Source organism: Bacillus sp. GbtcB14 (genome assembly GCF_019091205.1).
GTDB classification, from domain to species: domain Bacteria; phylum Bacillota; class Bacilli; order Bacillales; family Bacillaceae_G; genus Bacillus_A; species Bacillus_A cereus_AG.
Map to the genome: position 1 here is coordinate 97,998 of NZ_JAGXJT010000003.1, position 11,884 is coordinate 109,881.

Here is an 11,884-nt window from a genome sequence, read left to right on the forward strand (position 1 = left end):
TTGCAGAAGCAAATATTTATTTTGGATCGAGTGAACAGGCGCTTGAATTGGATTTTGAAAAATAAAAAGAGCAGCTAGCAAATGCTAACAGCTCTATTAAAGGGATCTCTCCAAGGGGGAGTGGAGAAAATATTATGTTACTAGCAGTATTAACAGATTATTAGGAAATATACAAATTGGATGAAAGAAATTTTAAATAATCTTTCGGCATTGACAGTTCTTAAAATATTCATGTACAATATTTATGAATGACATTCAGTCATTTTATATAAAAGGGTGTAGTAAGTTTAGCAACTGAACAAATACAATGGTAAATGAGGATGATAGTTGTTTATATATAGTAGTGGTGAAAGACATATTTTTTTAAAACAAAATGACTGATAGTCAGTCATAAGAGGTGAGAGGTATGAAAAATAGAGCTTGGTTATATGTCATATTAACATGTATCTTTGAAATTTTTTGGGTGTTTGGTTTTAATACGGCCGATACTTGGTGGCATTGGATTATTATTTTAGGAGTTATCGCTGTTGATTTTCACTTTCTTTCTAAAGCGTGTGAACATCTTGCGACAGGAACTGTATATGCTATCTTTGCCGGAGCTGGTACGGTAGGTACTTTCTTAATGGATGTATTCCTTTTCGGTGGAAGTTTCAGTGTAGGGAAGTTATTCTTTATCGTGATGGTTGTAGCTGGCGTTATCGGTTTAAAGCTAGCTGATAATAAAGAAGAAACTGTGGAAGGAGCTGCTTAAAGATGGGTTGGTTTTTCGTATTTTGTGCTGCAATTAGTGAAATAGTCGGTGTGATCGGTCTGAAAATGTATAGTAAAGATAAAACGTTAGCAAATGGTGCGCTTTATATAGGCGGGTTTGCTACATCCTTTGCATTCTTGTATACATCTTTCTTATTTTTACAAGTAAGTGTCGCGTATGCGGTTTGGATTGGTATTGGAACAGCAGGTGCCGTTTTATTAAATATGTTCCTGTTTGGTGAATCGAAAAGTAAAGCACGTTTGATCAGTGTGGCTCTTATTGTATGTGGTGTGACAGGATTAAAGGCTCTTTCGTAAAGATACATTGTATCTCCTAACAAGTCGTTAGGAGATTTTTATTGTAAAAAGTGCATGATAATTGACAGTACAGCTAATTATTTTATAAAATGAGTGACAGTCATTCAATACGCGTGTGAAAGGGTTTAGATGATGAATAAAAAAGAGAAAATTGTCTATGCAGCTATTGAAGTGTTTCAGGAAAAGGGCGTTGAAAAAACGAAGATTTCTGATATCGTGAAATTGGCTGGCATTGCACAAGGAACTTTCTATTTATATTTTCCTTCTAAGTTATCTGTTATGCCTGCAATAGCAGAAGTGATGGTTGAAAAGATGATACTTGCAGTGAAAGAAAAAGTGCAAAATGATGCGCCTTTCTCAAGTAAGGTTACGCAAGTGATAGATGCGGTGTTTAACTTCATAGCTGAATATCGTGAAATACAAGCTTTAATGTATGCAGGTCTTGCATCTACAGAACATATAAAGGAATGGGAAGCTGTGTATGAGCCTCTTTATATGTGGCTAAGTGAATTTTTAAATGAGGCGAAAGAAGCTGGTGAAATTCGTGATTCGGTTCATGCAGAGCGAACAGCGAAGTTATTTATCGCCCTTGTTGAATCAGCAGCGGAACAAGTTTATTTATATGATCATAAAGATGATGAGCAAGTCGAGCTACAAAAGGCAGAAGTACTAGATTTTTTAACACATGCACTACATATAAAGAAGTAGTAAGATGAACTTGTCTGAAAAGGTAGGTTCATTTTTGAGGAAAACTGAATGATAGTCATTCACCTAATACTTATGTATGTGTGGAAGGATAGAGTGAAATTCTAATGAGTGGGGCAGCTCTACTCATGATTAGCCCGCAAATAGCAGGATAAAGAAAAAGCTTCTTGGGCATTATTTTTTTGAGGAACTTACGGGAAGAGGTGTTAAAAAGTGAAGAAACCGATAAAAGAACAAAAGATGGTATTGGTCATTCTTTTGAGTAATATATTTATCGCTTTTTTAGGGATTGGATTAATCATTCCAGTTATGCCGTCCTTTATGAATGATATGGGTTTAACAGGGAAGACGATGGGTTATCTCGTTGCAGTGTTTGCAATGGCTCAGCTTATTGCTTCACCTATTACAGGCCGGTGGGTTGACCTGTATGGTAGGAAGAAAATGATAATCATTGGCTTATTTATTTTTGGTGTTTCAGAGCTTCTTTTTGGATTAGGAACAGATGTATGGATGCTCTATGCAGCGAGGGTGTTAGGCGGAATTAGTGCTGCGTTTATTATGCCAGGTGTTACGGCATATGTTGCTGATATTACATCTATGCAGGAACGTCCAAAGGCGATGGGATACTTGTCTGCGGCGATTAGTACCGGATTTATTATAGGACCTGGAATTGGCGGATTTATTGCAGAATACGGTATACGTGTGCCGTTTTTTGTTGCAGCAGTAATTGCCTTTATAGCATGTGTGATTTCGATCTTTATTTTAAAAGAACCGTTAACGAAAGAAGAGCTTGCGGAGATTTCTTCTAATACGAAAGAATCAAGTTTTATTGGAGATTTAAAGAAATCATTACATCCAATGTATGCAATCGCATTTATTATTGTATTTGTACTCGCATTCGGTTTATCGGCGTATGAAACTGTGTTTAGTCTGTTTTCTGATCATAAGTTTGGATTCACACCGAAAGATATTGCGGCAATTATTACAATTAGTTCAATATTTGGGGTAGTTGTGCAAGTATTTATGTTTGGAAAATTAGTTGACATGTTTGGTGAAAAAGTATTAATTCAAATATGTTTAATTGTAGGTGCAGTATTAGCGTTCGTTTCAACTGTAGTTTTTAATTATTGGATTGTACTTCTCGTTACTTGCTTTATTTTCCTTGCATTTGATTTACTTCGTCCAGCTTTAACGACGTTTTTATCAAAAGCAGCTGGAAAAGAGCAAGGATTCGTTGCTGGTATGAACTCGACTTATACGAGTTTAGGAAATATAGCAGGACCAGCGATGGGCGGAATATTATTTGATATGAATATTCATTATCCATATGCATTTTCAGGAGTTGTTTTAATAGTTGGTCTCGGTATTACATTTATGTGGAGAGAGAAACAGCTAGCTGAAAGTTTTGCGAAGTAATAAAACCCCTTACGACGGTAAGGGGTTTTTGTTTTATAAGCTTAATCCAAACCGTTTTAATTCAATGAAAATCCCCTCTAATTGCTTTCCTTTATCCGTTAATGTGTACTCTACACGAGGCGGAACTTCCGGATATACTTTTCTCGTTATAATGCCTTGAGCCTCTAATTCTTTTAGTCGAAGCGATAATGTTTTCGGGCTAATCCCGTCCATTGATTTTTGTAAGTCACTAAAGCGTAATGTTCCTTCGATAAGAAGGTCACGGATGATTAAAAATGTCCATTTTGTACGAATTACATCAAGCGTTTTAGCGATAGGACAAGGTATGCCAGGTAACCCTTTCGTTAATTCAACTGGATCTATATTGTTCATGGAACTAGCCTCCATAAATTTTTTTTGAATGAATTTGCTTTATAGTATCACAAAACTATACTTTTGGTAACTATATGAAAAAAATATCACTACTTCCATAAAGGAAGTTAGTGCATATACAATAGCAATACGAAATACAAAGGGTTTAGATGAGGAGGAGGTGAATTTCATGGGGATAAAAAAGTTGTTTGGATTACTTAGTTTGTTTGTTGTTTGTATTGTACTTGTAGCATGCAGCGTGGAAGAAAAAACGGAAGTCCAGTTATTAAAAGAAATGCCAAAGCCAAAAGCAATGACAATTGACCCCTCACTAAGTAAGAGAGAAGCGACCGAAATGGTTCATGCAGCGCAGCGTTTTTATGCATTTTGGGATACAGGTAGGGAGGAACTTATTCCGCAGACTGTTACTGAAAATTTTTTCGATCATACATTGCCGAAAGGGCGACCACAAGGTATGGAAGGATTAAAGTTTGCGGCGCAAAACTTTCATAAAGTTGTTCCTAACATACATTGCGAGATTGAAGATTTATTAGTCGTCGGTGATAAAGTAACAGCTCGTCTTTCTTTTACAGGCACTCATAAGGATAAGAAAATCAGTTTTTTTGCAATTGATATTTTACATGTGAAAGACGGAAAGATAACGGAGGATTGGCATTTAGAAGATAATCTTACGCTGAAACAGCAACTTGGGTTAATAGCCGAGGAATAAAATAAGGGAGAGAAAAGCGATGAAAAATATATTCATTATAAATGGACATGAAAAATACGGTACAAAAGAAGGCAGATTAAATAAAACGCTAGTTGATTATATGGTAACGGTATTAAACGAGAATCATCATGTGAAAACGACAACGATTCAAGATGGCTATAGTATTAAGGAAGAACAGGAGAAATTTTTATGGGCTGATGTGGTAATTTATCAAACACCGATTTACTGGTTTAGTGTTCCGGGTTTATTTAAAACGTATATGGATGAAGTATATGAATACGGTTTGTTCTTTAAAGGAGCTGATGAATATGGAACAGGTGGTTTATTAAAAGAGAAAGCGTATATGTTTTCTACAACTTGGAATGCACCTGAGAAAGCATTTGGGGATAAGACGAAGTTTTTTGAGGGAGAAAGTTTAGAGTCAGCGCTTAGTCATTTACATCGTGTACAGAAGTTTCTTGGCATGAGTCCGTTAAAGAGCTTTGCTTGTTATGATGTGGTGAAGCATCCGAATATTGAGCAATATATATTGAACTTGAAAGATCACTTAGATGGAGTAATTAAATAATAATTTGTATCTGTATGTGAAGAAGGTACTACTAGGGATGTAGTACCTTCTCTTTTATAAAATACGTTGAAAGTCTTTTTTCTAGGGTGCGTTTCATGGTTCCTCTCCTTTTATCCAGCATTAACGGGCAGTGGGGATGAACAAAACCCCCACTGATTAAAGTTTCACTTTATAAAAACTCACATTTTAATACGTGGATGGCTGTATCCATAACTTCGCAAAATTTGCCCAGCCGAATGAATCAATTGTTACGTTTTTTAAAGAAGACGGATATGTTTTTCTTTTTAAAACGTGATAGTTAAATAAAATGATGTTTTCTGCTTGTAAAAATTCTTCAATCTCATACATAAGCTTATAGCGTTTCTCTTTATTTTCTTCTAATAAAAAGGTATCCAGTAAACAGTTAATTTGGTTTTCATAGTGCGGGTCCATAAACCGATTTACGAAGCAACTTTTATTTTTAAATACATTTAAGAATGCGAGTTCATGATCGGCAGCAAACACTTCTCCCATAAAAATAATATCGGCATGTTTATCGATAGAGCAATCCATATAATCTGAAACGAGAAATGGGTGAAGTTCTACGTGTATTCCTAATTGTTCACACCGTTCTTTTAAGAAATGTGCGTCATTTGCACTATCTTTAAATGCGAAAAAATAAATATGTATTGTGTCTCCATTATAGGTGCTCTTTTTTAAATACTCTTTCGCTTTTTCTAAAGAGTAGGACCTTTTAGGAACTTGGCGGCTTCTTTCAGGGAAAAAGCTTGATGCGGCAATTGTTCGTCTACCCTCTATGCTACGCAGTATCGTTTCAACATCATATATTTCTCTCCAAGCTTTTCGAAAATACATGTCGTGATGAGGACCAGGTTTTGTAAAATTGAAGCTAGCATAAATACAACCTACTTCTTCTATTTGTATATCATGCCTTTCATTTTCCTCTTCATTTGGTAGTTCATAATCAGCATCGATTTGTATATGATCAGGAATACCCCAAAATTCAATACGGTCTAATAACGCGCGCTCTTTAAAATAATGGGTGAACGCTTCGAGTACGATATTGTCTTCAGAGTAATGAGCAAGTTTGAAAGGTCCAGTACCTATATAATGATGATTTTGAATACTAGCATCACGTGGTAAAATTGCTAGTTGCATGGAACTTACATAGTGTAAGAAAAAAAAGTTGGGTTTTGCTAAATGGAATCGAATTTGCAGTGGTGATGGTGTTTCAATTTGAACAATTTCTTCTGTTAACCATTCGAAAGGAGAGTGAACTTGCTTTAATCGTTCAAATGAAAATTGTACATCTTTAGAAGTTAAAACTGTTTCGTTATGAAAATGTATATCCTTTCGTAAATAAAAGGTCCATGTAAGCCCGTCTTCACTTAATTCCCACGTATGTGCAATGTGTGGTTCCATTTTTTCAGTAACATGGTTATAAACGACTAACGTGTCAAAAATTTGACTCGTAAGATGGCTCTCTGTAGTTACAGCGACAAAAGCCGGATCTAATGGGAATATCTTTCTTGATATAGGAATTTTTAATATGTCGTACATATCATTTGAAGGTTCGTATCCAAAATGATGATGTAGTTTATTTTCTATCTTTTTTTGAAGTGCAAGAGGTAGCGGTTCTTTTAAAAGAAGAAAGATATCCTTTAATTTTTCTTGCGCTAACAGTTCATCTGTGTAGGATTCAATCGCTTCTACGAGACTATGTATAAATTGAATTTCTGTTTTATTCCCGCGGCCTCTCCCTGGAGTCCAGTGAATGAATTGCTCCTCGCTCATTTTCTTTAATAAAATTTTTACGTTTTTCGTACTGCAATATAAAATATCCGCTAATTCTTGTAAGCTATTTCGGATATGTTGTTGATCTTGTGCGTGTAGTCTTAGTCTAATGTAATAGTCCATAATTTTCATATATACACTTCCTTCTATAATAAAAGGGGAAACTCTTTAGAATATTCTAACCTTTTTCTTCCTCTTTTTCAAAGTAAAATAAGTAAGCATAAGGAGGGGGAACAATGGGATTTTGGAGTATGCATCGAAATATAAAGATTAGAATTATAACTTCGTTTTTAACACGTGCTGTGTCCACGATGATTTTTCCATTTATGGCGATTTACTTTTCAATAAAGTTAGGTAGTGCGATTGCAGGTGCGTTATTACTCATTAATGTCATAGCTTCATTAGTAATTGGTTTATACGGTGGATATGTGGGGGATCGGCTCGGTCGTAAAAAGGTGATGATTATCGGTCAAAGTATACAAGTCATTTCCATTGCTTGTATGGGGGTTGCGAATTCGGATTATGTAGACTCACCGTGGCTAACATTTATCTTTATGTTAGTGAATAGTTTAGGATCTGGACTTATGAATCCTGCGACAGAGGCGATGTTAATTGATGTGAGTACACCGGAAAACCGAAAAGTGATGTACAGCATTAACTACTGGGCAATTAATTTATCCATTGCGATTGGAGCGATATTTGGCGGATTACTATTTGAGAACTATAGATTACAATTGTTTATCGGATTAACAGTTATTGCAGTTATTACATTATATGTGATGGCCGTATATATGGAAGAAGTGTATGTAGCACGAAAAACGGTAGAGAAGAAAAATGTATTAAAAGATATGGCGGATAGTTATAAAGTCGTGATGAAAGATAGAGCGTTTCTAATTTTTTGTGCAGCAAGTATATGCACATTATCTTTAGAGTTTCAGGTTAATAATTATTTAGGAGTACGTTTGCAGCAGGAATTTGAAACGGTGCACTTTTTCTTTTGGAATGGTGTTACGTTTGATTTAACAGGTATTCGCATGATGAGCTGGATTTCAGCAGAAAATACAATTTTAATTGTATTGTGTTCAGCGCTTCTTATTAAAATGCTGAAACGCTTCAACGATTTGAAAATTTTATATGTAGGCTTATTCATTTATACGATTGGCTTTACAATACTCGGAACGAGCAATAGTTTATGGATCTTATTAATCGCAGGGCTTTTCCAAACAGTAGGAGAGATGATGTATGTGCCAGTACGTCAATCTATAATGGCAGATATGGTGCCAAATGAGGCGAGAGGTTCTTATATGGCGATTAATGGGATGGTCTTTCAAGTGGCAAAAATGAACGGGGCATTAGGTGTTATGATAGGCTCATTTCTTGCATCTTGGGGCATGAGTGCTCTGTACTTTATCGTTGGTATGAGCAGTATTTTATTATTTATGAAAGCGATAGGGAAAGAGAAGTATGAGGGTACGAGAGAGGTTTCTCAGATTGGGTAAAACTATATAAAAAGCGAACCAGTTATACTGGGACTCGCTTTTTATATGATTTTTAGAACGGATCAACTTCAGCTAAGTCTGGAGTGGTGCTAGGCTGTAGCAAAAGGTTTTTTAACGTTCCTACTTCAGAAAGAGCTACTAATATGTAGCCACTAATTAGTACAATAAGCCCAATGACGCGTAACGTTTGTAAGCTCACTTCATTATTATTCGTTTCCGGTGGATTTGGGGGCGTTGAAGGCGGATTATTATTCATAAATAAGGCTCCCATCTTTTGTATTTATCCCGCGTTAACGGACAGTAAAACTCCCACCTCAAAATTCAGTTGGAGCAAAGCAGTTAGGTAGGAGTCGGGCTGTCCGTAAACGTCCGATTGGTGAAGGCTAATAATCAGTGGGGGATGAACAAAACCCCCACTGATTAAAGTTTCACTTTATATATGTGTAAAATCATTAGTTAACTTATGGATAGGAATTGTATAGTCATTTTCACTATATGAGAATTGCCTATGAAAAGTGATTAGAAATTTGGGGACGAAAAAAGAGGCTGTGATGTACAGCCTCTTTTTTCGTTAAAATGCGGAAATTCTTTGCTTCGTTTTTGGTACAATAATAAATTTGATCCAGAGTAACCCGATAATCAAAATGATAAGGCTATGTAAAAGTTGTACTGTAGCAATGAGTATAACAATCGAAAATACAATGAGTTGCATGCTTAGTAATATAAAGATTAAGCGAAGAAATTGGTTCATTCGTTGTTCAGTATCAATTGGATATAATGCTACGATAATATTTCCCGAAAAATATTTCCACAGGGAACGGAGCTGCATAGAAATCATATATAGGACGATATATGCAATAGCACCTTTTACGTATATGTTTGGTATAAAATATAAGACGAAGGCACCAATCACTCCTAAGCGAATATATATACCGAAATAATCATTCCCGCGTAAAAATGCGAGTGTATGTAAATAGAAGAAAGTTGCTCGTTTTTTATGTAATAAAGGTTCAATCCAATTTGTAAGCCATTTTCTTTTATTTACTTGTTTATTCAGTTGCGGAACATCGGTGAAAATGCTAGCAAATTGATAAAAACGAACGTTCATTTTTTCTTCTTGTTCGATTATGTAATCCCACGGTATTCGTTTTGTAGGCTGTTTTTTCGTATATAGAAGCAGGAAAGCAAGTAGTAAGAGCAATCCGCCTAATATGAGAACATGTGCCGAGTAAAACAGCATGAAAATGATTAAGGCGTTACAAGCAATACGAATAATAAACCATATATTTTTTTCATGACTATCACGCCACATCCAATGTATGTACATGTTCCAAGCTTTCGTAATCATTAAAACGATAAAGATTGTACATAAGAAAGGTACTGTTACTTGTAATGATTGCAGGGCAAGTGGAACGAGAATAAGGAACGTAAATAATAATGGGAAAAGCTGAATGATGTAATTATATAGAAGAGATTTTTTAAAATAAGATGTTAATTTCTCTTCTAATGCAAGCAAATAGACAGCATCAGGTTTTTGAATAAATGTACGGATTGGGCATCTCGTTATAATGAATGTCAGTACAATCGTGATGAGTAGTAAAGATATTCCTTTAGAAGGAGATGTTTTTAGAAACTGAGCATAGTAGTAAGCGCCAACGCATGAAATAAAGATAAAGCTATATAGTAACCCGTTAATCATACGTGCAAAGTATGTAATGATATTTTGCATATGTTGTTGGAATCGACTGCTCCATAGCGATTCAATTGACATGTTTTTCACCTCTTTGTTCTATTATATATGTTTTACAAAAGAAAAAACGAGCAAATTGCGTTATGCAACTTGCTCGTTTTTCTTTTCGTTATTTTTTTTCTGATCACGATTCATTAATGGATAGAAGGCAAAGCCGATTACGAATAAACCAATTCCGAGAAGGAACGTTTTTATATCGGATGCGCCGGTTTTAATAACCCATAGTGCGTAGCAAAGTGCGATCACTGCGACTATACCATCTGTAATTCTTGCCCGCATTTCATTTTTATATGTTTCACCAGTTGCAACTAGTTTTAACTGAAAGATTGGTGAAACGAGATATGGAATGAGGTAGGCCAGTGTTGATACGGTAATAACGAATGTATAAGCTTCCGCAATTGTTCCTGATAGTGTTGAGAATAAGAACACTTGCGACATAATGTTTGTTAGTCGTAATGAATAAATTGGGCTTCCTTTTTTATTTGTTTTCGTAAAGAAGGAAGGGAAGAAACCTTCTTTTGCTGCTTGGTATGGTACTTCTGAGCTTAATAAAATCCAGCCTAAGATAGAACCGAATAGGGAAGTAAGAGCAAGTAATGCCATCAGTTTCCCGCCGCCATGACCCATTGCAGCGTTTAATGCGTCTGCTAATGGACGTTCAGAAGCTTGTAATTTATCAACGTGAAGTACACCCATTGTTAAAATTGTAATTCCTAAGTAAATCGCAACTGTAATAAGTAATCCCGCAACTGTTGCGCGCTTTACTGTTTTGGGAGAGGTAGCACGGTTTGATAAAAGTACTGCCGATTCAATTCCGATAAATGCCCAAAGCGTTGTAAGAGCAGCTAAATTTACTTGGGAAAGAAGGCCGTGTGATACACCTGATTTATCGATCATCGGTGTGTACCATTGTCCAAACTTAGAAGCTTCGAATGCAAATAACGTAACGACGATGAATAAAAGGAATCCAGTTACTTTCGTTGTTGTTGCTAAGAAGTTTAGCTTTCCAGCTCCGCTTACACCGTTTGTTAATATAATATGAGTTCCCCAAAGTAAGATGGAACAAATCGTAAATGTAATTAGTTTTCCGACTTCTATGTCAAAAGAACCGATTGAAAATAGTAGTCGTGTATCTTTCATAATTGGGAAGAAGAGTGATAAATATCCCGCGAAAGATGTAATGATGGCAACGTTACTTGCCCAGTTTGCAACCCAATATCCCCATACCATACTGAAACCAGCCATTTTTTTCTTTTTTGGTGATGAGAATAAAGCATATGCATGACTTTGTGGTCCTGTCGTTAAATCAGGACGACGAATTGCTAAATTACCGAAAACAAGAGCTAGCATTAAAACACCAAACCCTGTTGTTAACCAAGCTAAAGTGACACCGAGAGGGCTTGCTGTTTGTGCCAACGTACTTGGCACCATGAAAATTCCAGCGCCAACCATATTACCGACAACGAAAGCTGTTAGTACCCAAAAGCCCCATTTTTTTTGTTGCATAGAAAATACCTCCAAAGTTAGTATAACCAAGTCAAGCGAGGAGATATGTATGTCTTCTTAGTAGAGAAGAGAAGTCCCAAACAAAACAAAAAAAGCACGTAATTTGCCGCTACATGCTTTCTATCTTATAAGAAACCCACGACATACCTCTCGATAGCTCTCCACAAACGAAACGTTTGTGACAGTTCTGCACTTATTAAATGCAGACCCAGCAAGTGTGCATGGTGGACACGACTTACTTCGGCAACCATTCCTTTCTCATTTCTTCATCAATGCCACTACATCTCCTGAAATGATACTCTTAATGATTGCAACCTCTACCTCACCGAGATACGAATGAGGATTTAAATATTAAATTAACGTATTTAAGAGTAACAAATGAATTTTTATACGTCAATGGATATATTAATAATCAGATTATAGAGAAGAGTTTGTTATTAGGGATGGATAATTATTTGATATAAAAAGAAGCTGATCCCAAATTAGATCAGCTTCTA

12 protein-coding genes and 1 riboswitch are annotated in these 11,884 nt (G+C 35.8%); of the genes, 7 read left to right on the forward strand and 5 right to left on the reverse strand.

The features are described 5' to 3' along the window. The first annotated feature begins 406 nt into the window (after positions 1-406). From KVT31_RS09530 to KVT31_RS09545, 4 genes are all read left to right on the forward strand, one after another. Positions 407-751, forward strand: coding sequence for a DMT family transporter (locus tag KVT31_RS09530; protein WP_000796014.1), 345 nt, complete (start codon positions 407-409; stop codon positions 749-751). A 2-nt stretch (positions 752-753) separates the two neighbouring features. Further along, the gene (locus KVT31_RS09535) at positions 754-1,068 is read left to right on the forward strand and encodes a DMT family transporter (RefSeq protein WP_088095282.1); all 315 of its coding nucleotides are present in this window, start codon (positions 754-756) and stop codon (positions 1,066-1,068) included. A 129-nt stretch (positions 1,069-1,197) separates the two neighbouring features. Next, entirely contained in the window at positions 1,198-1,776 is a 579-nt protein-coding gene (locus KVT31_RS09540) for a TetR/AcrR family transcriptional regulator (RefSeq protein WP_060629685.1), read from the forward strand. Between the two features lie 210 nt (positions 1,777-1,986). Beyond that, on the forward strand, positions 1,987-3,189 hold the full coding sequence (locus tag KVT31_RS09545) for an MFS transporter (RefSeq protein WP_088095283.1): 1,203 nt from the start codon (positions 1,987-1,989) through the stop codon (positions 3,187-3,189). A gap of 33 nt (positions 3,190-3,222) precedes the next feature. Here the strand turns inward: KVT31_RS09545 and KVT31_RS09550 are convergent, their stop codons facing one another. After that, a complete protein-coding gene (locus KVT31_RS09550) occupies positions 3,223-3,561 on the reverse strand; it encodes a winged helix-turn-helix transcriptional regulator (protein WP_001059466.1) in 339 nt (112 codons plus the stop codon). A 169-nt stretch (positions 3,562-3,730) separates the two neighbouring features. On the opposite strand from KVT31_RS09550, the gene KVT31_RS09555 reads away from it, so the two are divergent. Together KVT31_RS09555 and KVT31_RS09560 are read left to right on the forward strand one after the other, a co-directional pair. Then, positions 3,731-4,270, forward strand: a complete 540-nt coding sequence (locus KVT31_RS09555; RefSeq protein ID WP_088095284.1) for an ester cyclase — start codon at positions 3,731-3,733, stop codon at positions 4,268-4,270. Positions 4,271-4,289: 19 nt separating this feature from the next. Next, positions 4,290-4,838, forward strand: a complete 549-nt coding sequence (locus KVT31_RS09560) for an NAD(P)H-dependent oxidoreductase (RefSeq protein WP_088095285.1) — start codon at positions 4,290-4,292, stop codon at positions 4,836-4,838. A gap of 186 nt (positions 4,839-5,024) precedes the next feature. Here KVT31_RS09560 and KVT31_RS09565 read toward each other — a convergent pair whose 3' ends face one another. Then, on the reverse strand, positions 5,025-6,764 hold the full coding sequence (locus KVT31_RS09565) for an SgrR family transcriptional regulator (RefSeq protein WP_088095286.1): 1,740 nt from the start codon (positions 6,762-6,764) through the stop codon (positions 5,025-5,027). A gap of 104 nt (positions 6,765-6,868) precedes the next feature. Between KVT31_RS09565 and KVT31_RS09570 the strand changes: the two genes are divergently transcribed. Continuing rightward, entirely contained in the window at positions 6,869-8,131 is a 1,263-nt protein-coding gene (locus KVT31_RS09570; protein WP_088095287.1) for an MDR family MFS transporter, read from the forward strand. A 52-nt stretch (positions 8,132-8,183) separates the two neighbouring features. On the opposite strand, the gene KVT31_RS09575 is transcribed toward KVT31_RS09570, so the two are convergent. From KVT31_RS09575 to KVT31_RS09585, 3 genes are all read right to left on the reverse strand, one after another. Further along, on the reverse strand, positions 8,184-8,387 hold the full coding sequence (locus tag KVT31_RS09575; protein ID WP_071722644.1) for a hypothetical protein: 204 nt from the start codon (positions 8,385-8,387) through the stop codon (positions 8,184-8,186). A 315-nt stretch (positions 8,388-8,702) separates the two neighbouring features. Further along, positions 8,703-9,902: an ABC transporter permease gene (locus tag KVT31_RS09580; RefSeq protein WP_088095288.1), complete on the reverse strand. Its 1,200-nt coding sequence runs from the start codon at positions 9,900-9,902 to the stop codon at positions 8,703-8,705. A gap of 60 nt (positions 9,903-9,962) precedes the next feature. Continuing rightward, positions 9,963-11,387, reverse strand: a complete 1,425-nt coding sequence (locus tag KVT31_RS09585; RefSeq protein WP_088095289.1) for an amino acid permease — start codon at positions 11,385-11,387, stop codon at positions 9,963-9,965. 146 nt (positions 11,388-11,533) lie between these two features. Then, positions 11,534-11,715: riboswitch (Lysine riboswitch) on the reverse strand. Positions 11,716-11,884: the final 169 nt, after the last annotated feature.